General features: G+C 65.5%; 17 protein-coding genes. 12 read left to right on the top strand and 5 right to left on the bottom strand.

What is annotated here, in order from left to right; genetic code table 11:
- The first annotated feature begins 104 nt into the window (after positions 1 to 104).
- From DMB37_RS28090 to DMB37_RS28100, 3 genes are read left to right on the top strand one after another with little or no spacing between them, the layout of a single operon-like run.
- The gene (locus tag DMB37_RS28090) at positions 105 to 518 is read left to right on the top strand and encodes an MmpS family transport accessory protein (protein WP_135235237.1); all 414 of its coding nucleotides are present in this window, start codon (positions 105 to 107) and stop codon (positions 516 to 518) included.
- Positions 515 to 3,406, top strand: coding sequence for an RND family transporter (locus DMB37_RS28095; RefSeq protein WP_135235238.1), 2,892 nt, complete (start codon positions 515 to 517; stop codon positions 3,404 to 3,406). Before DMB37_RS28090 ends, DMB37_RS28095 begins: the two co-directional genes overlap by 4 nt.
- A gap of 36 nt (positions 3,407 to 3,442) precedes the next feature.
- Positions 3,443 to 3,946: a metallophosphoesterase gene (locus DMB37_RS28100; RefSeq protein WP_135235239.1), complete on the top strand. Its 504-nt coding sequence runs from the start codon at positions 3,443 to 3,445 to the stop codon at positions 3,944 to 3,946.
- Between the two features lie 13 nt (positions 3,947 to 3,959).
- Here the strand turns inward: DMB37_RS28100 and DMB37_RS28105 are convergent, their stop codons facing one another.
- Positions 3,960 to 4,676, bottom strand: coding sequence for a spermidine synthase (locus DMB37_RS28105; RefSeq protein ID WP_135235240.1), 717 nt, complete (start codon positions 4,674 to 4,676; stop codon positions 3,960 to 3,962).
- Positions 4,677 to 4,809: 133 nt separating this feature from the next.
- Between DMB37_RS28105 and DMB37_RS28110 the strand changes: the two genes are divergently transcribed.
- Together DMB37_RS28110 and DMB37_RS28115 are read left to right on the top strand one after the other, a co-directional pair.
- Positions 4,810 to 5,115, top strand: a complete 306-nt coding sequence (locus tag DMB37_RS28110) for a hypothetical protein (protein WP_206055022.1) — start codon at positions 4,810 to 4,812, stop codon at positions 5,113 to 5,115.
- Positions 5,116 to 5,296: 181 nt separating this feature from the next.
- Positions 5,297 to 6,310: a hypothetical protein gene (locus DMB37_RS28115; RefSeq protein ID WP_135235241.1), complete on the top strand. Its 1,014-nt coding sequence runs from the start codon at positions 5,297 to 5,299 to the stop codon at positions 6,308 to 6,310.
- A 12-nt stretch (positions 6,311 to 6,322) separates the two neighbouring features.
- Here the strand turns inward: DMB37_RS28115 and DMB37_RS28120 are convergent, their stop codons facing one another.
- Positions 6,323 to 7,564: an NAD(P)/FAD-dependent oxidoreductase gene (locus DMB37_RS28120; protein WP_135235242.1), complete on the bottom strand. Its 1,242-nt coding sequence runs from the start codon at positions 7,562 to 7,564 to the stop codon at positions 6,323 to 6,325.
- A gap of 98 nt (positions 7,565 to 7,662) precedes the next feature.
- Here DMB37_RS28120 and DMB37_RS28125 point away from each other — a divergent pair, with 98 nt between their 5' ends.
- A complete protein-coding gene (locus DMB37_RS28125; protein WP_135235243.1) occupies positions 7,663 to 8,658 on the top strand; it encodes a YafY family protein in 996 nt (331 codons plus the stop codon).
- A 4-nt stretch (positions 8,659 to 8,662) separates the two neighbouring features.
- On the opposite strand, the gene DMB37_RS28130 is transcribed toward DMB37_RS28125, so the two are convergent.
- A complete protein-coding gene (locus tag DMB37_RS28130) occupies positions 8,663 to 9,682 on the bottom strand; it encodes an alpha/beta hydrolase family protein (protein ID WP_135235244.1) in 1,020 nt (339 codons plus the stop codon).
- 647 nt (positions 9,683 to 10,329) lie between these two features.
- On the opposite strand from DMB37_RS28130, the gene DMB37_RS28135 reads away from it, so the two are divergent.
- On the top strand, positions 10,330 to 17,397 hold the full coding sequence (locus DMB37_RS28135) for a non-ribosomal peptide synthetase (protein ID WP_135235245.1): 7,068 nt from the start codon (positions 10,330 to 10,332) through the stop codon (positions 17,395 to 17,397).
- Here DMB37_RS28135 and DMB37_RS28140 read toward each other — a convergent pair.
- Positions 17,387 to 18,079 (bottom strand): 1-acyl-sn-glycerol-3-phosphate acyltransferase, encoded by a 693-nt coding sequence (locus DMB37_RS28140; protein ID WP_240771685.1) that lies wholly within the window; start codon positions 18,077 to 18,079, stop codon positions 17,387 to 17,389. The genes DMB37_RS28135 and DMB37_RS28140 overlap by 11 nt on opposite strands.
- A 50-nt stretch (positions 18,080 to 18,129) precedes the next feature.
- Entirely contained in the window at positions 18,130 to 18,630 is a 501-nt protein-coding gene (locus DMB37_RS28145; RefSeq protein ID WP_135235247.1) for a nitroreductase family deazaflavin-dependent oxidoreductase, read from the bottom strand.
- Between the two features lie 159 nt (positions 18,631 to 18,789).
- Here DMB37_RS28145 and DMB37_RS28150 point away from each other — a divergent pair, with 159 nt between their 5' ends.
- The 5 genes from DMB37_RS28150 (at position 18,790) to DMB37_RS28170 (ending at position 26,282) form a co-directional block, all read left to right on the top strand.
- Positions 18,790 to 20,700 carry a hypothetical protein gene (locus DMB37_RS28150; protein ID WP_135235248.1) on the top strand — a complete coding sequence of 637 codons (1,911 nt, stop codon included), beginning with the start codon at positions 18,790 to 18,792 and terminating at the stop codon, positions 20,698 to 20,700.
- 36 nt (positions 20,701 to 20,736) lie between these two features.
- Positions 20,737 to 21,816 carry a glycosyltransferase gene (locus DMB37_RS28155; protein ID WP_135235249.1) on the top strand — a complete coding sequence of 360 codons (1,080 nt, stop codon included), beginning with the start codon at positions 20,737 to 20,739 and terminating at the stop codon, positions 21,814 to 21,816.
- 62 nt (positions 21,817 to 21,878) lie between these two features.
- Complete coding sequence (locus tag DMB37_RS28160; RefSeq protein ID WP_167768961.1) at positions 21,879 to 23,399, top strand: DUF707 domain-containing protein; 1,521 nt, start codon at positions 21,879 to 21,881, stop codon at positions 23,397 to 23,399.
- 166 nt (positions 23,400 to 23,565) lie between these two features.
- Positions 23,566 to 25,458: a hypothetical protein gene (locus DMB37_RS41010; protein WP_206055023.1), complete on the top strand. Its 1,893-nt coding sequence runs from the start codon at positions 23,566 to 23,568 to the stop codon at positions 25,456 to 25,458.
- Positions 25,458 to 26,282, top strand: coding sequence for an ESX secretion-associated protein EspG (locus tag DMB37_RS28170; RefSeq protein WP_135235251.1), 825 nt, complete (start codon positions 25,458 to 25,460; stop codon positions 26,280 to 26,282). Before DMB37_RS41010 ends, DMB37_RS28170 begins: the two co-directional genes overlap by 1 nt.
- Positions 26,283 to 26,306: the final 24 nt, after the last annotated feature.

Here is a 26,306-nt window from a genome sequence, read left to right on the forward strand (position 1 = left end):
TGTCGAATCGACTGCCGCTGAGATGCCGGCGAACGAGCTCTGCAACGCCGGCGCCGCGAACTCGCGGAACACAAGGACACACGGGACGGATAGCGGAGAGCGTCATGAAGAGTGCCTGGGTATACGGCGTGGTGTTCCTGGTTTTGGGTTCGACGGCCATATTCATCGCCCGGCTGCGCCTGAGCGAGATCCCGGACCTGGCGATCGGGCATTCGAGCGCGCCTCCGGTATTGGGGCGACTGAGTGAGAAGGTTGTCGACTACGAGATCGACGGTCCGCGGGGCACACCGGTGCGGCTGTCGTATCTGGACGAGCACGGCAACGTCAACGACGTCTCCGCCGACCTGCCGTGGCGGACCTCCCTGCGCACTCGCAAGCTGACCCTGGCCACCGGCATCGTGGCGCAGTCGGAAGCCGACCAGGTCTCCTGCCGGATAGTCATCGACGGGCAAGCCCGAGACGCGCAGGTGGCGAACGGACGATTCGCCGCGGTCAACTGCACGGTGCCGGTGTCATGAGCGAGCGAAGGACGCGGGCATCGATCCAGGTACGCGAGGTGCTCGACCGGGTGCGCGGGGAGTTTTCGGTGCCGTTCGACCGAAAGCTTGCGCGACGCGCGCCGGGTCGGCCGTTGCCAGCGCGGCTGCTGTACAAGTTCTCGGTGCCGATCGTCGTGGTGTGGCTGCTCCTCGCGGGTGGGCTCAATCTTCTTGTCCCGCAATTGGAGACGGTGGTCAACGGGCACGCCAGGTCCTTTCTGCCGGACGAGGCCTCCTCGGTACAGGCGATCGTCAAGATGGGCGATTCGTTCGGCGGGGCGGGGACGAACAATTTCGTCTACGTGCTGCTGGAAGGGGACGCTCCGCTCGGGAACGACGCGCACCGGTATTACTCAGCGCTGCTCGACCGGCTGACGCAGGACAAGGAGCACGTCAACTCCGCGATGGACCTGTGGTCCAATCCGAACTTCTCCCCGGCGAGTGAGAGTTCCGACGGCAAAGCGTCCTATGTGCTGCTCAACCTGGCCGGGAACATGGGCACGGCGCTGGCCATGGAATCCACCCAGGCGGCCAGGGACATCATCGCCGGCTATCCACCACCGCCGGGCATCGAGGTGCACCTGACGGGTCCGTCCGCAGTGGTCAACGACGAACTCGTTTCGATCAACGACTCGATGCTGTTGCTCATCATGATGTGCGCCGGTTTGGTCGGCGCGGTGATGCTCTGCGTCTACCGCTCGCCGATCACGGTGGCGATGCCGCTGCTGACGGTCGGGATGGGGTTGGCGGTGGCCCGGCCGGTGGTGGCCTACCTCGGCGAGCAGCAGATCATCGGCGTCTCCATCTTCGCCTCCGCGTTGCTCGCGGTGATCGTGCTCGGGGCGGGCACGAACTACGGCATTTTCCTGCTCGGTAGATATCAAGAGGCCCGGCGCGCGGGGGAAGACCCCGAAACGGCGTATTACACAGCGCTGCACGGGGTTCTGCACATCATCGTCGCCTCCGGCATCACCGTCGCGGGCGCGACCGCCTGCATGTCCTTCACCAGGCTCGCCATCTTCAGCACCTCCGGCTTGCCGTGCACGATCGCAGTGAGCGTGACCCTCGCCGCGGCCTTGACGCTGGGCCCCGCCCTGCTGGCGCTCGGCAGTCGGCTCGGGTTTCTCGAGCCCCGTCCGCAGTCGTCACAGCGGCGGTGGCGGCGGATCGCGACCTCGGTGGTGCGCTGGCCCGGGCCCGTTCTGGTGGCCAGTCTCACCGTGCTGGTGCTCGCGATACTCGTGCTGCCGACGTTCGCGCCGAGTTTCAACGAGCGCATCGCGCAACCGAGCGATTCGCCGGCGAACCTGGGGATCGCGGCGGCCGATCGTCATCTGCCGCCGAACATCATGGCGCCCAGCATGTTTCTCGTCGAATCCGATCACGATCTGCGCAATCCCGGCGATCTGATCGCGCTCGCGAAACTCACCAATGCGGTGCTGAAGGTGCCCGGAGTCAGTGCGGTGCAAGGTATTACCCGACCGTTGACGACTCCGCTCGAGGAAGGCACGCTGACCAATCAGGCGGGCTACATCGGCAACCGCTTCACCCAGTTGAAGGACATGCTCGCGCCGCGGCTCGATGATCTCACCGGGCTCGCCGGGCGCATCGACCAGTTGAACCTCACCATCAAAGGGGTGCAGGGCGCGCTCGACACCGGGGAACAGGGGTTCGACCAGGTAAACGGCAGTGCGGTCGCGTTGCAGTCGGCCGTCACCGGTGTCGCCGAGAAGCTGAACTCCATTCGCGATACCGCCGGGCCCGCAAAGCAAATGGTGAGCTCGATCCCGAATTGCCAGGACGTCCGCGCCTGCCAGGCGGCGCTCACCGGGTTCTCCCTCTTCGACGATGTCGGGCGGCTCGACAACACGGTCGACGGGCTCGTGAGCGGCGTTCGCACTGCCGCGCAAGCACTTCCGCAGCTCGATGCTCAGGTCGCGAGCCTGCGGGAGTTCATCGGCCAGGTGACCGGCGTGCTCGCGCCGCTGCAGGGCACGCTGAACATCCTGCTCCCGCAGATCTCGGAGATCACCCATTTCCTGGACGAGGTCGGAAAGGGTTTCACCGCAGGCGATCCCAGTGAATTCTTCTTCCTGCCGAGCCAAGCGTTCGACAGCCCGCTGTTCAAAAGCGCGCTGCCCTTCTTCTTCTCGGCGGACGGCAAGGTGACCCGCATGATCGTGACACCGCAGATGGAGGGCTTCAGCCGGGAAGCCATGGACCTCAGCGCCAAGATCATTCCGACGGCGCTGGAGGCGATGAAGGGCACCTCACTGGCCGGCAGCACGGTCAGCATCGGTGGGCCCGGCGGCACGCTGCTCAATATCGAGGCGTTCGTCCGGGAGGACTTCATCACCAGCGTGGTCGCCGCGTTCGCCTTCGTGTTCTGTGTGGTGTTGTTGCTGCTGCGCAGTCTCGTCGCGGCCATCGCGGTGATCGGAACGGTCGCGCTGTCCTATCTGTCCGCCTTGGGGCTGGCGGTGCTCATCTGGCAGCACATCATCGGTAATCCGCTGCACTGGTCGGTGGCGCCGGTGTCGTTCATCTTCTTGGTCGCCGTCGGTGCGGACTACAACATGCTGCTGGTGAGCCGATTCAAGGAAGAGCTTTCGGCGGGGATCAATACCGGAATCATCCGGTCGATGGTCAATACCGGCGGGGTGGTCACCACCGCGGGGCTCGTCTTCGGCGTGACGATGTTCGCCATGCTCGTGAGCTACGCGCACAACATCGCGCAGATCGGCACCACCGTCGGCATCGGGCTCTTCCTCGACACGCTGATAGTCCGCTCGTTCGTCGTGCCCGCCATCGCGGCGCTCACCGGCCGCTGGTTCTGGTGGCCGATCAATATCCTCCGGCTGCGTTGACCCGCGCCGGCCGCCACCCGTGCTACACCGGACAGCATGCGGTTGCTCATCATGTCCGACACGCACGTGCCCAAGCGGGCGCGTGATTTGCCCGAGCAACTGTGGCGAGCGGTCGACGGCGCCGACGTCGTCGTGCACGCGGGTGACTGGGTCGAGGTCGGGTTGCTGGAGCGGCTCGAGGCGCGCAGCAAGCGGTTGATCGGCGTCTACGGCAACAACGACGGGCCGCTGCTGCGGGCGCGCCTGCCCGAGATCGCCCGGGCCGAACTGGCCGGGGTGCGACTTGCGGTGGTGCACGAGACCGGGGCCGCCAAAGGGCGCGAGCAGCGGTGCGCGCGGGACTTCCCGGACACCGACGTGCTGGTGTTCGGGCACAGTCACATTCCGTGGGACACCATCGCGGACAACGGTTTACGGTTGCTCAACCCCGGATCGCCGACGGATCGGCGGAGGCAGCCCGAGCACACATACATGACCGCGACTGTTCGTGCGGGCCAACTGCGTCAGGTGGAATTGCACGTCATCCCGCGCGGACGATGATGTGGGTAGCCCGTCAGGGCCGGGTGGCGAGATAGATCGTGTTGGTCGACCGCCCACGGGTGAGCGGGTTGTCGAAGGCGACCTCTTCCGAGGCCACATCGGTGAAGACGGATTCGAGGACGGCCAGGAATTCGTCGTCCGGAGCGTCGTCGGACCACAGGGCGAACGTGCCGCCCGGGGCGATATGCGCAGACAGTGCCCGCAGCCCGTCCCGCGTGTAGAAGGGCGCGTGCGGGTGATGCAGCACATGGCGTGGCGAGTGATCGATGTCCAGCAGGATCGCATCGTAGGTCCGCCCCGGACGTCCGGCGTCGAACCCCACCGTGCTCGCCGCCGCCGCGAAGAAGTCCGCGCATACCAAGGTGATTCGATCGTCCGCGGCCAATCCCGCAGTGGCAGGCAACAAATCACGGTTGTGCCAGTCGATAACCGCAGCCGAGTACTCGATCACCGTAAGCGCCCGAACACGCTTGTCCCGCAAAGCTTCCTGTGCGGTATAACCCAATCCGAGCCCACCGACAAGCACATCCAGCTCCGCCCCCACAGTCCGTGCAAGCCCCAACCGAGCAAGCTCACGCTCCGCCACAGTGAACAAACTCGACATCAAATACTCATCCCCGAGCTTCACCTCGAACACATCCGTACGCGCCGTCGGATCGAACCGCCGCCGCAAACTGATCTCCCCCATCGCAGTCTGCTGCCAGCCGAGTTCCTCGAAGTGTGCGCTCATCGCAGTGACGATAGGCGCTATGCGCCGCCGTTCGCGCATACGGCGCGGGGGATCAGCCCACATAGAATCCGCACATGCGAAACGCCCCGCTGTCGAGGCCCGACTTGGCAGGCGGCTGCGCGACCTTGCGATCGTGAGGTCCGTCCTGGACGATGCGGGTGTGCGGGCGGCGGAGATCGAGGACAACCTGAAATACCTACTGAATCAATGGGATCCGGTCGGAGTGGCTGATCTGGTGGACGACGAGTATGAATGTTTGGTCGCCCCGTTGTTGACGAGGTTGGGGGCGGGGGCGGGGCGGGCTGAGGTCAGTGAGTTTCTCTGGACCGAGCTCGAAGGGCATTTCGGGCTGAATCCGTATCACCATCGGGAGCATTACGGGGTGGATGGGTTGGCCGATCGTCTTGTGGCATGGTGGGCCGCCGTCGCGGAGGCATGATCGCGGGGCCAGATAGCACCCCGCCGGCGATGAACGACCCGGCTCGGCTTTGAGGTTGGTCACAACCTGTGTCGATTGGCGCGGGATGGTTCGGCGCGATGTGTGCGAATCGCAGGTAGATGGCCATCGGGTGGTCACTGCCGGTTCAGCGGGGCTGGCGGCATCCGCTGTACCGTCGGGCATGACCTCCGAAGTGATCGCTGCGGCGAATTACCCAGGCGGAACTGCTGTGGCCCGGCGGTCTGTGGCGGATCGGGTGCGGGCGTGGACGGTGCTGTTGTTGTCGGCGGTGCCGTCGGCGGCGTTGGTGACGGTGTTGCTGTACGGCCTCGGCCGTGCGGCGGGAGTCGAGGTGCCGGGTGCGCTGGCGGCGGCCTGGCTGCTGGGGTGTGCGGTCTGGTCCGCGGTGTGTGCCCGTGGCTCGGACCGCCGGTGGGTGGCGCGGCTGGTCGGGCTGCGGCGGCCAACGTCCGACGAGCCGCGCAAGCTGGTTCCTGCTTTCGAGCACGTTGCCTATAAGGCCGGTGTGGCCGCCGCGTCCTACACGCTGTGGGTGCGGGAGAAGGATCGGCGGTTCGTGGTGCCGGGCCGAACGATCGCGGTGCCCGCGGAAGCACTGCGCCTGCTCGAACCGCGTGAGTTGGAAGCTGTGCTCGCCCATCGGCTCGCGCAACGCGTGCAGGGGCGGCTGACGTTCTGGCAGTTGGTGTTTCGCCATTACAATCTGCCTGTTATCTGGATCGAGCGCGCGTTGATGTCGGGTCTCGGGCTGGCAGCCGTCGGCGAGGCGATCGCGCGACGGCTGCCCGCGCGGGGCTCCCGGATTTTCTCCGTCGGCTGGACCGTGTTCAGCAGGGTGCTCGTCGCCTGCCCGACGGTCGCGGCGACCACGGTGATCGTGGGTCTCGCTCCCGCCGTGCTGCTGCGACTGGTACCCGAGATAATGGTGCTGGTGCTGATACCGATCGCCGACCGCATCGAATATCGGACCGATCAGATCGTGGTCGATCTGGGATATGGGCCAGAACTCGGCGCTGTCCTGCAGCACACACACGCGCCGCACCCCACGCGGGCGCCACTGAACCTGCTGTCGGTTTCGCTGTGTTCTCCGAAAACCGCGCCGGCCAAACGGATTCGGCGAATCCGCGACCGGCTCGACGAACTGGCGCGGCGGTGGAGCCCGCCCGCGCAGTAACGGAACCTGCGGTCAACTCCGCCGAATCCTGTTGGCAGCGGCCAGAATCGGGCTGGCCGCAACCACAGCGCCGCCGCCGAGCCGGGTATCGGTGGCCAGTATCCATCGAACCGTCTTCATCGCCATTGTCAGCACCTCACTACCGCGCAGCCGCATGTCCGCCTCGAACCGACTGACAGCCACCGTGAGCGCCGTAGTTCCCGCCGCGACCTCACACAGATTCGCAACCAAACTCGCGGCATCGCGGATGGCCGCACCAGCCCCCATCCCCGCGGTCGGCGGGGTCGCGTGCACGGCATCACCGAGCGCGGTGATGACGCCGGCCGGCCAGGGCGCGAGGTCTCGTGCCCGAGTCGACGCCGCGTTGAAGCGAAACGCGGCAACACTGTCCGGATCGGCCCGCGCAATGACCTCGAGCGTGCGCTCGCTCCAGCCAACTCGGCGGAACCAGGTCAGCAGCTCCTGCTGCAGCACCTCGTCGGGAGCCGCACGCATCGCGTCGGTAGCGGCGGACTCGGGAAACATGGCACCCCAGATATAGGTAGGCCCGACCGTGACCGCCGCCCGAAGCCCGGGGGCATCGAGCACCGCGTTACCGGCCGGATCGAGATAGCCGATGTACAGCGCCGCACCCCGCGGGCCGATCGCCAAACTGGACCGCGTGCCGAGCCGCTGCCGCTCGACCGAGCTCAGATCGCCAACGGAAGTCCGCCCGGAAAATCCGATGATGCCGGCGGGTGCGTTGGTCGGTCCGCCGGCCAGGTGGCGAGCCACCAGCGAGTGCGCACCGTCCGCTCCCACCAGCAGATCGCCTCGAACAGGCACCCCGTCGGCGAACATCACCTGCGGGGTGCCGTCCGCGGCCCGACCGATCGCAGTGACGGTTCGGCCCAGCTGCAGATCGGCACCGACCGCCTCGGCTAGCAAGGTCCGCAAGGTGATCCGGTCGACGTCCACACTGACGTCGCCGCTGAGATCTCGCCCGTGCCCGAGCAATCGCCCGCGCCGATCCCACAGCGCGTCCGGCTGCCGCAACCGCAGCGCCGAGGCAGAAGCCAGCAACCGTTCGAAGATCTCCGGCGCGACGAGCTCCCGCAGCGCCGACTGCGCCCGCCCGTCGAGCGTGATGTGGTACCCGCCGGTCGCGGCCACGTCGGTGTCACGGTCGAATACCGCCACGTCGAACCCGTTTCGACGGAGACCGGCGGCCAGCGCGAGCCCTCCGATCCCACCCCCGACGACGATGATGCGCATCTTGGTTCGGCTCCTCTGGTCGATGTCGAACAACCTTCGGACGCGAGACTGCCACCGGTAGTGGACACCGAATGGCCACTACCGGTCATCATGGGGGAGTGGCCGATACCTCCCGCCGAGCGCTGCGCCTGTTGTCGCTGCTCGCCACCCGCCGACGCTGGTCGCTGCCCGAACTCGCCGACCGGCTCGGCGTGAGCGAACGCACCGCGCGGCGCGACATCGAGACACTGCGGTTGCTCGACTACCCGATCCGCACCGTGCACGGGCCTACCGGTGGTTACGAACTCGGCGCCGGTCACATCTTGCCGCCGCTGCTGTTCGACGACGAGCAGGCGATCGCCGTCGCAGTGGCGTTGCAGACCGCCCCGAGCACGGTTTTCGGCCTCGGCCAGGACGCCGCTCGCGCACTGGACACCCTCGAACAGGTGATGCCCGCGAGACTGCGCGCGGCCATGGAATCGCTGCGGCTGACCAGGCTGCAAAACTATTGGGAGTTCCCGGGTCCGCCTATCGCCCCGGATGCGCTGAAATCAGTGGGCACAGCGGTGCGCCACCAGCACGTGCTCGTCGTCGAACCGCTGCGTGCCGACGGCACGCGCCCCGATCCACGCGATGCCGACTTCATCTCGCCGCGCCGCATCGAGCCCCACCACCTGGTGGTCTGGGCCGGGCGCTGGTACCTGGTCGCTTACGACCTCGCGGACAACACCTGGCGCGTACACCGGGTGGACCGACTGCACCTCCAGACTCCGACGGGCACGCCGTTCACCCCGCGAGATCTCCCCGGCGGCGACGTCGCCCACTTCGTCATGACCAGCCACGACCGCGGCGACACCCCCGCCGAGTGGCAATGCGTCGGCACCGCGCGTCTGCGGCTTGCGGCCGAGACGGTGGCCCGCTGGGCGCCCGGCGGATCGGTCGTCGAGTACCTCGATCCGCAGCACTGCCGGCTCACCCTCGGCGCCTGGTCCTGGGCCGGCGTCGCGGGCATTCTCGCCACCTTCGACACCGAACTCACCGAAGTGGAGCCACCGGAACTGACAATGGCCTGCCACCGCCTGGTGCGGCGGTGGCAGGCCATCAGCGACAGTTGAGCGATCAGGCGGTCATGCCCATACCCTGCGCCAGCAGCGGCCAGGACTTGTGCAGCGCCTCTTCCCAGTACGGCCAGTAGTGTGTGCCGACCGGGTTGAACTGGTAGGTCGCCGGGATGTTCAGCGAATCGAGCTTGTTCTTCAGATTGGCGGTGCAGCCGTTGACGGCCGCCTCGATGATCACACCGAGACCGAGGTTGACCGCGCCCGTCGGGCCCGGCGCGCTACCGAGGTAGTACTTGACGTCGTCCAGCATCGGGATACCACTGCCGCTGGAGACGTAGAGCAGGGTGCCGCGCAGCTTCTCCGCGTTGATCACCGGGTCGTTCGCCGCCCACAGCGGGTCGTTGGCGGGACCGTACATGTTCTCGGTGTTGCCGCCCGCCCACGTCTCGGTGGCCAGTTTCACGAACTGCTGACCCGCCGGGTCGGCGATCTGCGCGCATCCGCTGTAGGCGGCGACGGACTTCCACAGGCCGGGCTTGGCCTCGGCCAGCTGCAGCACCGAGGTGCCGGAGGTCGACAGCCCGGCGAGTGCGTTGCGGCCGGTGGATTGCAGCGTCTTGTCCAGCAGCGGGGGCAGTTCCTCGGTGAAGAAGGTCTTCCACTTGTTCACGCCGAGCACCGGGTCGGGCTTCTGCCAGTCGGTGTAGTAACTGCCGCGCCCGCCGATCGGCGAGATGACGTTGACCTGCTTGTCGGCCAGCCACTGCAGCGCGTCGGTCTGCGCCTGCCAGCTGGCGGTGCCGATGCCGCCGTCGAGGCCGTTGAGCATGTAGAGGTTCGGTGCCGACTTGCCCTCGTCGGCCGGGCGCTGCACGTCGACCGGGATCTCGGTGTTCATCGCCGCCGAGTACACCTTGAGGTGCCAGGTGCGCCCCTCCTTGGTGATGGAGGTCACGGCCGAGGGCTGCTGCGGTTCGGCCGAGGCGGTAGCGCCGAGCAGGCTCGCGGACAGCATGGCGGCGAGGGCGACGACGGTGGTCCGCAGCGCAGCGGTGTGGCGTAGTGCGGAAAGCTTCATCGAACGTGCATCTATCTAGTACTCCCTATGGCTTGTAGCTTCGACCGGCGCGCGGGCTGCCCCAATCCCCACCCACTGCGTCTTCCGTAGCGGCAAAACTGTTACACATCGATGCCGCTCGCTCGGACATAGTCGGGCTGCGCTCTCCTACTGTAAGCGGGCGCGCAACCGCCCGCGCACGGTGCTCAGGCCTGTGGTGCGGCCGGGGTGACTGTCGAATCCCAACGGGCGCAAGCCAAGTCGGTCGAGGTGTCATTCATCGCGCGGGTTTGCCGGTGTTCGGTTGCGGATCGGAAGCTACGACGGTGTTTTTAGCAGAATGTGTTGTCCGGCGCATCGAGCAACGTAATTAAATCATCATAGTTTTCTAATAATACCCAAATGATATATATGTGGTTGCTCACCTGATCATGGCATAGGATAGTTGGTAGCAAATAGATGGCAATGTGGCATAAATGATGTCGTTGTTCGTTCAGGTTCGCGATGTTAACTATAACTAAACGGTGTTGCGTACGTCGGCCGTTCGGTGTCCCAACTGCGGGAAGTTGTTGATCTCTTGCCTGAGTTCAGGCTCGCGCTGACAGCGAAGACGGCTTCGATGTCTCTGGTGACGCGCTGAAGCCGAGTGGCGTTCAAGTGCCCTAGACGTGCGGGTCTCCGACCATTTAAGGTACCATTCTCCGGAAAGGGCTATTAATTGGCTATTTCCAAAAGGAACTCTCGGTGTAACGTTTACCAGTCGGGTTCATGATAGGAATCCCGACGGTCGGGAACGACGGCAACGTCGCCGACCCCGAAACATCTATACGCCACTAACTGGTCAGGTGACCAATAGTAGGCGGCGAACAGTGGCAATCTGCCGAGTCAGGCAATGTGTAGGAGAGATAGGTGTGAGGGATAACGCGTCCGGGCCAGTGCGGGAACCAGTACGCACGCGCCCAGTGCATACGCGGCGGCCCAAGGCAGCGACCCTGCCGCGGCTGTTGGCGGTGGCGGTGGAGTCCGACCCCGATGGTATTGCCATAGCTTTTCGGGGGTCGGCGTTGCGCTATCGCGAACTCGACGATGTCTCGTCGCGGTTGGCGCGGTTATTGATCAGTCGCGGCATCGGTGCCGGGGACCTGGTTGCGGTCGCGATTGCCTCGCCGCTCGGGGCGGTATCGGCGATGTGGGCGGTGGCGAAGACCGGCGCGGGCTTCGTCGTGATCGACCCGCGAGCCTCGACGCAACAGGCCGAGTACCTGCTCGCCGATACCAGGCCGGTGCTCGGCTTGACCGCAGGCACGCCATGGCTGGACTCGAGGACAGCCTCGAATCCGCGTCGCTCGATCGAGTGGCTGATGGTCGACGACCCCGGCACCCGAAGCGAATTCGCCCAGCTGCCCGGTGATCCGGTGACGCACCAGGATCGGGTGCGCCCCATCCAAGACGACGACATCGCCTGTGTGACCGCAGGCTCGACGGGTGTCTTCGATGCCGTGCCCATCACGCAGGCGGCGGTGGTCGCGATCGGCGCCCGGCCGCGGCGATGTCCGGAGCCGCTCACCGAGTTCTTCACCACCGTGTTCCCCCGCGCCTTCGCGCCGCGGCCGGAGCAGACACTCCCGCAGTTGTTCGCTGACGTGGTGGCGGCACACCCGGACGCGACCGCGGTGAAATTCGGCGCAGAGACATTGACGTACCGGGAACTGGATTCACGGGCAAACAGGCTGGCACGCAAGCTGATTGCGCTGGGTGTCGGTCCGGACAAGCTGGTGGCCGTGGCCATGCCCCGATCGCTGGACCTGGTGGTCGCGTTGCTCGCCACGGTCAAGGCCGGCGGTGCCTACCTGCCCGTCGACCCGGCGTACCCGGCCGATCGCATCGCCTACCTGCTGGCCGACGCCGAGCCGACGTGTGTGGTGACGGAGCCGGGGATCACCCTGCCCACCGTGGCGCCCTCGATCGAGCTGAGCGGCAGCGACTTCGGCATGGACGCCGCGCCTATCGGTGATGCGGACCGGACGGCCGGGCTGCGCGCGGAAAACCTTGCTTACGTGATCTATACGTCCGGTTCCACGGGGCGTCCCAAGGGCGTGCAGATCCCGCACCGCAATGTGGTGGCGCTGTTCGCGAACACCCGAGCGCGGTTCGGCTTCGACCATCGTGACGTGTGGACGATGTTCCATTCGTCCGCGTTCGACTTCTCGGTGTGGGAGCTGTGGGGCGCACTGCTGCACGGCGGGACGTTGCTCGTTGTCGACTACGAAACATCGAGGTCGCCAGCGGAATTCATCGAGTTGCTGCGCACCGAGCGGGTGACCGTGCTCAATCAGACGCCGTCGGCGTTCTATCAGTTGGCCGACGCGGACCGCACCGCATCGGCGAAACCTCAGGTCGCCCCATTGGCGTTGCGGTACATCGTGTTCGGGGGAGAGGCGCTCGAGTTCCACCGGCTCGACGATTGGCGCGCCCGGCACGCCGATATACAGCTGGTGAACATGTACGGCATCACCGAAACGACCGTCCACGCGACCTGTCATCAGGTGTCGGCGAGTAGCCACAGCGTAATCGGTTCTGCCATACCGGGTTTGCTGGTCTGGGTGTTGGACGAGCGGTTGAACCCTGTCCCGACCGGGGTGGCGGGGGAGATCTACCTCTCGGGTACGCAATTGGCGCGGGGCTATCTCGGCCGCGCGGCTATGACCGCTGCGCGTTTCGTCGCAAATCCCTTCACCGCCGGCGGATCCCGGCTGTACCGCTCCGGTGACCTCGCCGCGTGGAATGCCGACGGCGACCTGGTGTATCTGGGTCGGGCCGATGACCAAGTGAAGGTGCGCGGGTTCCGCATCGAGCTCGGCGAGATCGAGGCCGCCCTGCTCGCGCTGGAGTCGGTGCACCAAGTCGCCGTTGTCATCCGGACCGATTTTCCGGGCGATCAGCGGATCGTCGCGTATGTGGTCGGACAGCGGGAGGTAGCGACGCTGCGCAGCGAGCTGGCCAGGGTGCTGCCCGATTACCTGGTTCCGTCGGCGTTCGTCGCCGTCGACGCATTACCGCTGACCGCACATGGGAAGTTGGATCGGGCGGCGCTACCGGCGCCGGTGGTCGAGACCGCGGTGTTCCGTGCGCCGGAGCATCCGCTCGAGCACACGGTCGCCGACGTGTTCGCGACGGTGCTCGGCGTGGATCGAACCGGCTTGGACGACAACTTCTTCGCCCTCGGCGGCAACTCGCTGCTGGCCACGCAGGTCGCGGCCCGGCTCGGCGCGGCACTGGACGCACGGGTGCCCGCGCGGCTGCTGTTCACCGCGCCGACGGTGGCCGCGCTGGCTGCCGAGGTGGGGCGGCACCTGGGCTCGGGCGGCCGCCGCGCACTGGTGGCAGGGCCTCGGCCGGACCGGATTCCGCTGTCGATGGCACAGCAGCGCATGTGGTTCCTGAACCAGTTCGATCGGAGTTCGGCGGTCTACAACATCCCCGTCGCCGTGCGGCTGACCGGCGATCTGGCGGTCCCGGCGCTGCGCCGTGCCATTGATGACGTAATCGAGCGGCACGAGATACTGCGCACCGTGTACCCGCAGCACGATGGTGTGGCGTACCAGTCCATCCTGCCCGTCGAGGAGGCCGTTCTCGATCTCACACCGGAACCGGTCGAGGCCGCCGCGGTGCTGCCGCGGATCATCGAGGTGGCATCCGCCGGGTTCGATGTCGCGACCGATATTCCGGTGCGGGTCAGCCTGTTTCGCATCAACACATCCGAGCACGTCCTAGTGCTCGTCGCGCATCACATCTGTAGCGACGGTTGGTCGATGGCGCCGTTGACCCGCGACGTGATGGTTGCGTACGCAGCCAGATCCGCTGGCGCGGGGCCGGATTGGGCGCCACTGCCGGTGCAGTACGCCGATTTCAGTCTCTGGCAGCGGGCCATGCTCGGCGCCGAGACGGATCCGGGCAGCCTGATCTCGCAACAGGCCGAGTACTGGCGCACCACGCTGACCGGCCTGCCCGATGAGCTCGCCCTGCCTTTCGACCGCCCGCGCCCGGCCACGCGATCGTTCGCCGGCGGGCAGGTGCTGTTCGCGATCGACCCCGAGGTGCAGCGCGGACTGGCCGAGCTAGCTCGTGCGCAGAGCGCGACGGTGTTCATGGTGCTGCACACCGCGTTCGCGATATTTCTGGCCCGCTGGTCGGGCACCGAGGACATCGCGGTCGGCACGGTGGTCGCGGGCCGCGGCGAGGCCGAACTCGATGCGGTGGTCGGTATGTTCGTCAACACGCTGGTGCTGCGCACGCGGGTCCGTGCGCAGGACGATTTCACCGCGTTGCTCGAGCAGGTCCGCGACGACGATCTACGGGCGTTCGAGCACGCGGATATCCCGTTCGAGCGGCTGGTGGAGACGTTGAACCCGGCCAGATCCACCGCCCGCAATCCGATGTTCCAGGTCGGGTTCGCGTTCCAGAACCTGCCGGAAGCCACCTTCGAGCTGCCCGGATTACACGTTGCCGCAGTCGATTTCGACACCGGCGTCGAGAAGTTCGATCTCTCGCTGGCGGTCCGGGAGAGCGCCGCAGGCATGGCCGCGCAATTCTCCTTCGCGCGAGACCTGTTCGACGAAGCCACGATCCGGGTGATGGCTGGCCGGTTCACGCGGTTGCTGGCGGCGATCGTCGCGCAGCCGCGCATACCGGTGGGCGATCTTCCGCTGCTCGCCGACGACGAGTACTGCGCGCTCACCAGGGTCGAGCCCGCCCAGGCGATGACCGGTGCCCTGATGCCGGAGCTGCTGCTGCGTGGGGTGCGGTGGGGCCGCGATCGGATCGCGGTACGCGACCGGGGCCGATCGATCACCTACGGCGAACTGGATGATTCTTCGGCCCGGCTGGCGCGATTCCTGATCAATCTCGGCGTCGGACCGGAACGTGTTGTTGCGCTAGCATTCCCGCGTTCCTACGAGATGCTGTCCGCAGTGCTGGCGGTCGCCAGGACTGGTGCCGCGTATCTCCCGATCGATCCGACGTATCCGGCGGATCGGGTGCGGCACATGGTGACCGATGCGTCGGCGGTGATCGGGCTGACTGCCACCGAGTATGTCGATCGCCTGCCTGAGGAGCTGACGTGGCTGATGCTCGACCATCCGGCCATCGCGGCCGGGTGTGCACGGCGGTCCGCGCGAGCGATCACCGACGCCGACCGGATCGCCCCACTGCGCCCGCACAATCCGGCGTACCTGATCTATACCTCCGGTTCGACGGGTGTGCCGAAGGGCGTGCTGGTCACCCATGCCGGGCTGGCCGGACTGATCGAGCACACGGTCGGTGTGCTGGAACTCCAACCGCAACATCGTCTGCTGCACTCGATCTCGCCGAGCTTCGACCCGGCGGCATTGGAGTGGTTGTGTGCGTTGTCGGTCGGCGCGACCCTGGTCATCCTGCCGCCCGAGGTGATCGGCGGACCCGAGTTCGCCGCCGTGTTGCGCGACGAACGGGTGACGCATTGCAGCGCCACTCCGGCCGTATTGAGCACGGTTGATCCCACCGGTGTGACGACCGGAACACTGTTGGTCGGCGGTGATGTCACCGGGCCGGAACTGGTGGCGAAGTGGCAGCCGGGCCGCAGATATATCAACGCCTACGGGCCGACCGAAGTCACCATCGCCGCAACCCTCGGCGCACAGACCGCCCGTCGAGACATCACCATCGGCGGGCCGGTGCAGGGCGTGTCCGCGTTGGTGCTGGACCAGCGGTTGCATCCGGTGCCGCCCGGTGTCACCGGTGAATTGTATTTGGCCGGTGGGACATTGGCTCGCGGATATCGCGCCCGTGCTGGGCTCACGGCGGAACGGTTCGTCGCGAATCCGTGGGGCGAACCGGGTGCGCGCATGTTCCGCACCGGGGACCTGGTGCGCTGGTGTGTGCCGGAGCAGCAGGGCGATTCCCCGCCCGCGCCTCGGGAGTTGAGGTACGTCGGGCGGTCGGACTTCCAAGTGAAGATCCGCGGCTTCCGCATCGAACTCGGCGAGATCGACGCGGTGCTCGGCGGTCACGACAGCGTCGACTTCGCGGTGACGGTCAGCCACGAAACGTCCACCGGTGAAACGGTTCTGGTGGCGTATGTGCGTGCAACGGGCGCGGCGTTCGATGCGGATGAACTCACCGAATATGCCGAGCGCAGCCTGCCACGGCATATGATCCCCGCGGTGATCATGGAACTCGACCGTCTTCCGCTGACGCCCGCGGGCAAGTTGGACCGAAAGGCGTTGCCTGAGCCCAGGTTCGACGTTGCAGCGTTCCGGACCCCGTCGACGCCGACCGAAGAGATCGTCGCGGAGGTGTTCGCGGAGGTGCTGGGTGTCGCGCAGGTCGGTGCGGACGACGACTTCTTCGCCCGCGGCGGTACCTCACTGCTCACCCTTACCCTGCAACACGCGCTGTCGGCCCGGCTCGGTGTCGAGCTGCCGGTGTCGTCGCTGTTCAGTGCCTCCACTGTGCGCAGCTTGGCGGCACGCATAGCCGGTCAGGATGCGCCGGTGCACTGTCCGGCGCTGATTGCCGCCGATGCGATACTCGGGCCGGATATTTCGGGCGTCGACATCGCGCCGATCCACCAGGGACGCGCACGTGACGTGCTGCTGACCGGAGCGACCGGTTTCGTGGGGGCATACCTGCTACGGGAACTGCTCGACCGCACCGACGCCGTCGTGTGGTGCCTGGTTCGGGCCGACACCGTCGCTGCGGGACGAGATCGGATCCACCAGGCGTTGCAGCGGTATCGACTGTGCGGCGACGTCCCGGAATCCCGAATCGTCCCGGTGCCTGGCGATCTCGCGGCACCGTCGCTGGGGCTGTCCGACACCTGTCACGCCTGGCTCGCGGAACGGATCGACGTCGTCTATCACAACGGCGCTCAGGTCAATCACCTGGAGCCGTACGCACGGCTGCGGGCCACCAATGTCGAGGGGACGCGAGAGGTGTTGCGGCTAGCGACAACTCAACGGGTCAAGCCCGTGCACTTCGTCTCCACGATCAACACGGTGATGTCGATGGTCCACGCCGGCGCCCGGGTCGACGAGGGCACTCGAATCAGCGCCGCCGAGCTGCCCGCACAGGGTTACCCAGCGAGCAAATGGGCGGCGGAGCAACTGATCCTGCAGGCGGGGGAGCGCGGCGTGCCGATCAAGATCTATCGGCCCGGCCTGGTCTCCGGTGACTTGCAGGTCGGTGTGAACAGCGCCGACGACTCGTTCTGGAACATGATCCGAGCGGCGGCGATCCTCGGCATGGCCCCCGACGTGGGAGCGGCGACGATCTCGCTCGCCCCGGTGACCTACGTGGCGCGTGCCATCGTGGAGATCTCCCTCGGCACCGCGACCGACACCGCCTACCACCTGGTGAACGAGGTACCGCTGGCGATCCGAGACATCTTCGAGTGTCTGCGCCGCCACGGAATACCCATCGAGACAACGTCTCTCGAAGCCGTACAGCTGCGCCTCGCCGAGCAAGCCAATGCTCGCTACCTGACGGGCGACGACTCGCTGGTGCGCGCCGCACTCCTCGGCGGCAACTACGCGGGTGGCGCGGCCGACCTCGTGGTGGACTGCGGCAACACCAGACGCGCACTCGCGGGGAGCGCAATCACCTGCCTGCCGATCGACGCAAGCGTGCTCGACACCTACATCGTCGCCTTCATGAAATCCGGATTCCTGCCTACCCCGATCGGAGCCCCTACCGAATAGCGTCGGGGTGCGGTCGATCCACCGCACGCAGGTCCTCGATCCGTTGGCGCAGATGATCCAACAGCTTGTCAGGATCATCGAAGTCGGCGGGGTCGACGGGCGCGCCGAAGGAGATGGTCACCCGCTGGCGGCGATCGAAGGCAGGCCCGGTGCCGCGGGTGCGGCGCAACGGCAGCACCCGATCGGTGCCGGTGGTGCCGACCGGAATGATCGGAACTCCGGTCGCCAGAGCCAGTTTCGCGACACCGGGTTTGTACGGTTCCTGCTCGTCGGCGGCGACGAGCCGCCCCTCCGGGTAGATGAGCAGGACACCGCCGTGCCGGAGGATCTGCTCGGCCTGCGACAGCGCGACCTGACCGGACGCGCTGTCGCGGCGCTGCACCGGAATCTGGCCGAGCCGCCGCACCAGCCAGCCGACCACCGGCCACGACCACAGTTCGGCCATGGCGATGGCGACCGCTCGCCGCCGCAGCGCGCCCCAGAGGAAAACCGCGTCCAACATCGAGATGTGATTACTCGCCACGATCACCGGACCGGTCTTCGGCACTGCGTCGCGGCCGAGCACGGTGACCCGCACGAACTTCGACCAGGCCAGCGTGCGCAGTACGCGACGCACCAGCTTCGTGGTCACCCACGCCCGCTTACCCAGCCCCTTCGGCCGTCCGGCCGATTCATCATTCACTGATTGCCCCCGCACTGTCCGTTCGGCTCGGTTCCTGCCCTTGAACGAGGCTACCGATGCCGGAAATACGCACGACCGGTGTGGGATTCAGGCAGACGCAACCGCACCATCGGCAACGTGTCGACCGGCTGTCCGGTCGCCCGCTCGATGCTGCTGCGCAGCCTCTTCCACGCGGCCGGATGGTGGCGGATGTAGTGCTCCAGCGCATCGGCCGCGTCATCCTCGCTCATCGGCGAAGCGATCGCCGGTGCGTCCCGCAGCCGGCCGGTTGAGATACGCACCTGTGGCTGCGCCCGAATATTGCGATACCACTGCGCTTTCGGGCCGAACCCGGACACGACGACGTACTCGTCTGATCCTGGCCGGTCGACAACCTCGAGTACGACGTACCGCTTCTCCCCGGACTTGCGCCCGACATGCTCCAGCATGAGGACGCGGGTACCGAGAAGAAACCCGAGTCCGGCGCGGTAGAGCCGGATCGGCGCGCGCACCAACCAGCGGGTCTGCAATGCGCGTGCGCCGAGGATGGCGATCAGATCTGCGGGGGTCATGTCTGTTCTCCTTCCCTGGAAACCAGAACGGTATGCCCGGTGAGCGCCCGATGGTTAACCGCAGGTGTCTGATTGGTGGTTCGGTTCTCGGGCGGTCTGACGTAGCCGGCCGCGCGTGGTTAGGTGTCCGGCAGCAGCGGCTGAGCGGGTAGGAGTGGGATGACGTCGGGTGGGCCTGGTTTCGATCAGACCGAGTGGTCTGGGTTGTTGAAGGGTGCGCAGGACGGCAAGTTGAAGTTGTTGAAGGTTGATAGTGGGGGGTTGGGGAAGTTGGTGTCGGCGGCGGAGGGGTTTGCGGCCGATATCAAGGGGTTTATCGATTTGGTGTTGGGTGAATATTTTGCGAAGTTCGTGTGGACGATCGATAATAAGAAGGATTTTTCGGTCGATAGTGCGGCGCAGCGTGTGACGACTTTGGATAGTATGAAGATGTTGTTCGACAGGTTCGAGGACAAGCGGACTGTCGAGTTGGTCGACATCTTGAAGAATCATCAGGCGATTGTCACGGTGATGGCGAATACTTTTGTTGCTGCGCATAAGTCGTATAGCAATACCGATGATGATAATGCGCATACTTTTAACGCCCCGGAGAAGGGGACGGATCATTGGTCGGAGTTGTCGAAGTTTCATTCTACTTCACCTAATGATTGGAAGTCGGGTCCGGGGTTGCCGACGACTGCTGGTTCGGGTGTCAGTTTCGATTCGGGTGCGAAGGGGCGGATCGAGGGGGCTATCGAGAGCGGCGACTTTTTCGTTTTGCTCGATTTCGCCAATATCGCGAAGATGATCGAGAAGAATGGTGGTAATACGTTCTGGCTGGCGGGTGAGTGGAGGGCGCTGGGCGTGTTGTGGCGGCGGTCGGTGCAGAAGTTCGTCGACGAGGTGGAGTTCGTTTTCAAGAATGGGTATTGGGAGGGTCGTGGCGCGGAGCGTGCGGTGGCTTTCCTGGAGAAGTATCTGCAGGCGACGGATACGTTGCAGCGTGGTATGGAGTCGATGTCGAATGTTGTCGGTAATACGGCTGATTTCAACAGTTTCATTTATTCTCGTTTGTATCAGTACGCGGATTTCAAGGCGTATGACGCGGGTGGTCAGCCCTCCAAGGTCCTCAGATCCACCGATGTGAATGGTGCGTTGACCGCGATGCGGGCGTTCTGGGACAAGGGTGATGCGCAGAGTAGTCAGAAGGGTTATCGCGGGGGTGTGACGCAGCTTGCGGGGTTGATTCCCATGTTCGCTGATCCGAACAAGCTGATGGGTGCTACCGGTGATCTGCCGGGCAGTTACAACTACAAGGAACCTACCGGCAATCCCGGTGGTGGCAGCGGTGGTGGTAAAGGTGGCGGCGGCACCGGTGGCGGCGGTGGCGAAGGCAAAGGCTCCGGTGGCGGAACCGGCGGCGGCAAGAGCGGCGGCGGCACCGGAGGTGGCGGCGAAAGCAAAGGCACCGGCGGCGGTGCGGGCAGCGCGGGAAGCAAACCACCCGGATCCGGCAGCAAGCCACCGGGTTCCGGCGGCGGAACCGAATCATCCTCCCGCCCACCATCGTCGGCGAAAGACATGGTTCCTGGCGGGGCCACCGGACCGGTTGTCGGCGCAACCGGACCGCTGTCGGCACTGACGAAGGCATTGCAGCAGTTGGCGTCAGGAATGGTTTCGGGGCCCGCACTCCCGTTCGCCTCCGGTCCGTGGGGTGCCTCGGGACCGACCGGTGCCTCCGGCCCGTTCGGCTTCGACATCAAGCCGGCCGGGGTGGGCGGTGGCTCGGCGGGTGGTAGCGCGGCGGGGGTAGGAAAACCTGCGAACCCGTTGGAGGACAAACTGTTCCCCCGCGCGGCTGCGCCGGGCAACACCGGCGAGTCGGCGATCGCCCGGGCCGGTGTGGCTCCTTCGGCCGCGATGCCCTACGGCGGCTACCCGATGGGTGGCGGCATGGGCGGCGGCGCTCCCGGCGGGCAACAGCAACAGCAGCAACAGCGCAAACGCGCGGCCTACCTGGACAGTACCGAGCATCTGGAGGAGGCGGTCGGCGAAGATCCCCTGTCGGTCCGGCCCATCATCGACCGCTGACCAGTCCATCCTTCGAGCCGAAACGTGAGCTCTGCCATGCGTTTTCATGTCGTGAATTTCCCCAATACACAGACCACCAAGCACTATCAGCCGTGCGCATACACCCAGAAGATCCGGCGTTTCGCCGCAATGATGACGGGTCTGGGCCACGAGGTGTTTCTGTACGGCGGCGAGGAGAACGACGCGGCCTGCACCGAGTTCGTCACCATCGCGTCGAAGTCGGAGCAGGCCGAGTGGTTCGGCGGCAACGATCTGTACAAGGACCTCAACAACCTCACCTGGAATGCTTACGATCCGCACTGGACCATCACCAATGAGCGCGCCATCACCGAGATCGCCAGGCGCAGGCAGGATCGCGATTTCATCTGCGTGCTCGGTGGCACCTGTCAGCAGGCGATCGCGGACACGTTCCCCGAGTTGATGACCGTCGAGTTCGGGATCGGCTACAGCGGGGTGTTCGCGAACTATCGAGTGTTCGAAAGCTACGCGTGGATGCACTCCGTCTATGGTTCACGCTCCACGGTCCCCGGGGTGATGAGCGCCCGCGGCCAGTTCTACGACGCGGTTATCCCGAATTACTATGAGGTGGAGGACTTTCCATTCTCCGATGAGAAGGACGACTACTTCCTGTTCATGGGTCGCCTCGTCGAGGCGAAGGGTATTCAGATCGCCGTCGACACCTGTCAGCGGCTCGGGGTGAAGCTGGTTGTCGCGGGCGCGGGCGTGGCGCCGCCTGCCGAGGTCGCCGAGTATGTCGGCGTGGTCGACCATGTGCGCCGGGGTGAGCTGATGAGCCGGGCCCGTGGGGTTTTCGTGCCCTCGCTGTACCTGGAACCGTTCGGCGGCGTGCATGCCGAGGCGATGCTGTGCGGGACTCCGGTGATCACCACCGACTGGGGCGTGTTCACCGAGACCGTGCAACAGGGCGTGCAGGGGTTTCGCTGCCGTACGCTGCGCGAATTCTGCGAGGCCGCGGATGCGGTCGACAAGCTCGACTACCAAGGGATTCGCGACTACGCGGTGTCCAGGTTCTCCACCGATGTCGTTGCCCCGCAATACGAGACGTATTTCGAACGTCTCGGCACGCTCTGGGGAGAGGGCTGGTACGCCGCGTGACAAGCGGGCCGATTCGGCAGCGGCCGAGTGTATTCCGCGCAGGCGGGCGGCGACGGAACCTGGTGGTGCTCCGGGCGGGGGACACCTCGTTGCACGAACAATGGCTCGCCGGACCGGAGCCACGCACCTGGGATCTGGTCGTGAGCTATTTCGGCGACGACCCGCACCGCTATCGCGCTGACGGCGTGCGCAGGCTTGACCGCAAGGGCCCCAAATGGCCTGCGCTGCATCACGTGCTCACCGTCGATCTGGCCGACACGATCGAAGACTACGACTACATCTGGCTCCCGGACGACGACCTGGCCACCGACACCGCGTCCATCAATGAGCTGTTCGAATACGCGGCCCGATACCGGCTCGCGCTGTCCCAACCCGCACTCACCGAGGACAGCTACTACTCCCACGAGATCACCCTGGTCGATCGCCGGTTCGAGCTCCGGTATACGAATTTCGTCGAGATCATGGCCCCGTGTTTTCGCCGGGATTTCCTGCTCCGCTGCCTGCCGACCTTCGATGCCACCCAGACGGGGTGGGGCCTGGATTTCCATTGGCCCAGATTCGTGCCGGACACTTCGTCGATCGCCATAGTCGACGCGGTGACCGTCCGGCATACCCGACCGGTCGGCGGCCCGAATTACGCGGCGGCCCGCGCGGCAGGGGTGAACACGTGGGCGGAGTACTACGACTACCTGATCCAGCACGAGATCGACCTGACAACGACGGTGTATCGGGGAATCGGCGCGGGTTACCGGCAACGGGCCGAGCCGACGGCGATCTGCGTTTCCGTCGACGGGCCGCAACCCGGGCTAACGGACTGGCTCGACCACCATGCGGTGCATGCGGACCTGATCATTGTCTACTCCGATGATCCGGACGTGCGTGAACTCGCACGCGACACCGAGCACCCGATACTGCTGTGCGACAACAGTGTTCCCGTAGCCGATCCGGTCGAGCGTGCGATGGCCAATATTCACGCTGCCGTCGCGACCGCACGTTCCGCCGGTATGGCCTGGCTGCTTCCCCTCGGCCCGCGGGAACTGTTCTACGACGACGGCAGGCGCCGCTGGCAGATCCCCGGGGCCGACCAGGTTACCTTTATCGCCCACGAGGCAGTTCCGAAGCCGCACCCGGTCGGCGACCCGTTCCGCGAGTGCACCTTGTTCCGCGTCAGCGGGCGCTCCGCATTCCTCGACGCGCCTGCGAACCGCAGCGCAGTCCGGCTCGATGCGGATATCGAGCCGGTCGATACACACAGCTTCACCGGATTCACCGGCGCGAGCGGAACGGTCACAGCGCCGATGATTTTGCACTACCCCTACCCGAGTTTCGAGAACTGGCTGGTTCGGGCTACCGAGGCGGCGAGCAGCGGCGGCGCGATGGCGCGCCATTTCGCGCACTACTCCCGTGACCTGCTGCAGGTGGCCGTAGCGCACGGGAGTCTCGACGGTGCCGGTGCCTGTTTCAGAGCCGAAATACCGTGTGACGGAATGGTCAGGCGCATGGTGGAAGAAGGCGCACTGATGCGCCTGGACGCAGTGCTTCAGCGGCCCTCGGCCGTTCGCTCGACGCGACTGAGCGCGTAGGAAGACGTCGTCTCGTGCCGGGGCGCCGGTCTCGCGACGAGCCATCGCGCGGCGTTGGTTAACGGATGGTGTACGGACCGGGCTGCGGTCGCCTTACAGCGTGACCGCCCGATTGTTCGGTGCTAGAAACTCAGGGCGGACGCAGTGAATTGACGGTAGGAGTGGGATGACGTCGGGTGGGCCTGGTTTCGATCAGACCGAGTGGTCTGGGTTGTTGAAGGGTGCGCAGGACGGCAAGTTGAAGTTGTTGAAGGTTGATAGTGGGGGGTTGGGGAAGTTGGTGTCGGCGGCGGAGGGGTTTGCGGCCGATATCAAGGGGTTTATCGATTTGGTGTTGGGTGAATATTTTGCGAAGTTCGTGTGGACGATCGATAATAAGAAGGATTTTTCGGTCGATAGTGCGGCGCAGCGTGTGACGACTTTGGATAGTATGAAGATGTTGTTCGACAGGTTCGAGGACAAGCGGACTGTCGAGTTGGTCGACATCTTGAAGAATCATCAGGCGATTGTCACGGTGATGGCGAATACTTTTGTTGCTGCGCATAAGTCGTATAGCAATACCGATGATGATAATGCGCATACTTTTAACGCCCCGGAGAAGGGGACGGATCATTGGTCGGAGTTGTCGAAGTTTCATTCTACTTCACCTAATGATTGGAAGTCGGGTCCGGGGTTGCCGACGACTGCTGGTTCGGGTGTCAGTTTCGATTCGGGTGCGAAGGGGCGGATCGAGGGGGCTATCGAGAGCGGCGACTTTTTCGTTTTGCTCGATTTCGCCAATATCGCGAAGATGATCGAGAAGAATGGTGGTAATACGTTCTGGCTGGCGGGTGAGTGGAGGGCGCTGGGCGTGTTGTGGCGGCGGTCGGTGCAGAAGTTCGTCGACGAGGTGGAGTTCGTTTTCAAGAATGGGTATTGGGAGGGTCGTGGCGCGGAGCGTGCGGTGGCTTTCCTGGAGAAGTATCTGCAGGCGACGGATACGTTGCAGCGTGGTATGGAGTCGATGTCGAATGTTGTCGGTAATACGGCTGATTTCAACAGTTTCATTTATTCTCGTTTGTATCAGTACGCGGATTTCAAGGCGTATGACGCGGGTGGTCAGCCCTCCAAGGTCCTCAGATCCACCGATGTGAATGGTGCGTTGACCGCGATGCGGGCGTTCTGGGACAAGGGTGATGCGCAGAGTAGTCAGAAGGGTTATCGCGGGGGTGTGACGCAGCTTGCGGGGTTGATTCCCATGTTCGCTGATCCGAACAAGCTGATGGGTGCTACCGGTGATCTGCCGGGCAGTTACAACTACAAGGAACCTACCGGCAATCCCGGTGGTGGCAGCGGTGGTGGTAAAGGTGGCGGCGGCACCGGTGGCGGCGGTGGCGAAGGCAAAGGCTCCGGTGGCGGAACCGGCGGCGGCAAGAGCGGCGGCGGTGAGGGCGCCGGGAGCGGTGGCGGCAAGTCCGGCGGCACCGGTGGCGGGGGCGAGGGCAAAGGCTCCGGTGGCGGAACCGGTTCCGGCGGCGGCAAATCCGGCGGCGGCACCGGCGGCGGTGGCTCGAACCCTACGGGCAATCCCGGTCAGGGCATCGGCCCTACTGGGCCGATGGGTCCGATCGGAGTAGGTGGCGGCGGCGCATCCGGTGCCGACATGATGAGTCTGTTCTCCGAAGCGCTGCAACTGATCGCGTCGGCGATCCCGACACTGGTGCAACTCGGTAATCAACTGGCCGCCCAGCTCGGCCCCGCCTTGCAGCAGCTGGCAAAGGCCGTGGAGAACGGCACCATGACGGTGAAGCAGGCGCTGGACGAGGCGTCGGAGCGGATCGGGCGGCAGGTGCACGAGCTCGAGGAGCAGCTGTTCCCCTCGGGTGCGACCGGGCCGCTCAGCGTGTCCTTCGCGCTGCCCCCTGGTGGCGCACCGCAGTTGCGGCTCGACCTTCCCGGCCGAGCCGGCGGGCATCAGCCGGAGGTGTTCGAGGACTTCACGGCTACCAAGTCGACCACCGAGGTGGCGGGCGAAACAGCGACCGGGACCCCCGGCATAACGGTGGAGGGAAACCGATAGTGGAACGCACCTGGCGCCTGAGCGGCCTCGAATATCGGGTGCTGCGCGAACGACTCGTCGACCGCGATCGGAACTGGCCGTTCATCTACACCTCACCCATTCGCGGCTACTACGACTACCAGTTCGCCAAGGCGCGAGTCTGGGGTGAGTTGCAAGCGGCGTGGGATCCGGCACTGGCCGACGTGTTGGTCAAATCACTTCGGGCCGATATCCGGCTGGCCGTCCACGCCGACGATTACAGCGCTGCGCGGGTGCTGGACGGCCGAATCGTGATGGCGGGCCGGAAGTTCGGTGATCGCGCGGTACTGATCCAGGGTTTCAGCCCGACCATGCTGGAAAGTCAGGACGAGCTGGAGATCACCGAGTGCGATGCGGCGTCGCTGACCCGCCTGCTGGTCGACAGACTGCCGACGATGACGGCGGGTAGTCAGCCGAGGGTGGAGCTGCTCGACTCCGGCGGGGTGGCCGAACTCGATCACTGGCACGGCCGCAGCACGCTGTACGACGAGGGCGACCGCGATGTCGACGCGCGCTGCAGGCAGTGGCAGGCGGCGCCGAAGGCGACCGTGGGCCGGGTCGTGATCACCCAGGGCCACTCGAACTTCGGCCCGGCCGGCCAGGTGACGAAATGGCTGGTCTGGGAGGACCATCCGGGCGACGGCTGCTACGCCATCGGCATGGAAACACCTACCGCCGCTGTCGCGGTCGACAGCGACGGATTCCGCGCCCTCATCGATCGGCACTGCGACGAACTCATGCTGGTCCGCGAAGACGAGTCGCGCCGCGGGGTGGCCAGGGCCAGCGTCTACGACCACGGCCGATGAGCGGCGAGCGAATCATGTGCCGCA

Source organism: Nocardia sp. CS682 (genome assembly GCF_004634405.1).
GTDB classification, from domain to species: Bacteria; Actinomycetota; Actinomycetes; order Mycobacteriales; family Mycobacteriaceae; genus Nocardia; species Nocardia ninae.

Excerpts from the sequence above, each read along its gene's own strand:
- DMB37_RS28090 (WP_135235237.1), top strand. The coding sequence starts at position 105 with ATGAAGAGTGCCTGGGTATACGGCGTGGTGTTCCTGGTTTTGGGTTCG.
- DMB37_RS28095 (WP_135235238.1), top strand. The coding sequence starts at position 515 with ATGAGCGAGCGAAGGACGCGGGCATCGATCCAGGTACGCGAGGTGCTC.
- DMB37_RS28100 (WP_135235239.1), top strand. The coding sequence starts at position 3,443 with ATGCGGTTGCTCATCATGTCCGACACGCACGTGCCCAAGCGGGCGCGT.
- DMB37_RS28105 (WP_135235240.1), bottom strand. The coding sequence starts at position 4,676 with ATGAGCGCACACTTCGAGGAACTCGGCTGGCAGCAGACTGCGATGGGG.
- DMB37_RS28115 (WP_135235241.1), top strand. The coding sequence starts at position 5,297 with ATGACCTCCGAAGTGATCGCTGCGGCGAATTACCCAGGCGGAACTGCT.
- DMB37_RS28120 (WP_135235242.1), bottom strand. The coding sequence starts at position 7,564 with ATGCGCATCATCGTCGTCGGGGGTGGGATCGGAGGGCTCGCGCTGGCC.
- DMB37_RS28130 (WP_135235244.1), bottom strand. The coding sequence starts at position 9,682 with ATGAAGCTTTCCGCACTACGCCACACCGCTGCGCTGCGGACCACCGTC.
- DMB37_RS28145 (WP_135235247.1), bottom strand. The coding sequence starts at position 18,630 with ATGACCCCCGCAGATCTGATCGCCATCCTCGGCGCACGCGCATTGCAG.
- DMB37_RS28150 (WP_135235248.1), top strand. The coding sequence starts at position 18,790 with ATGACGTCGGGTGGGCCTGGTTTCGATCAGACCGAGTGGTCTGGGTTG.
- DMB37_RS28155 (WP_135235249.1), top strand. The coding sequence starts at position 20,737 with ATGCGTTTTCATGTCGTGAATTTCCCCAATACACAGACCACCAAGCAC.
- DMB37_RS41010 (WP_206055023.1), top strand. The coding sequence starts at position 23,566 with ATGACGTCGGGTGGGCCTGGTTTCGATCAGACCGAGTGGTCTGGGTTG.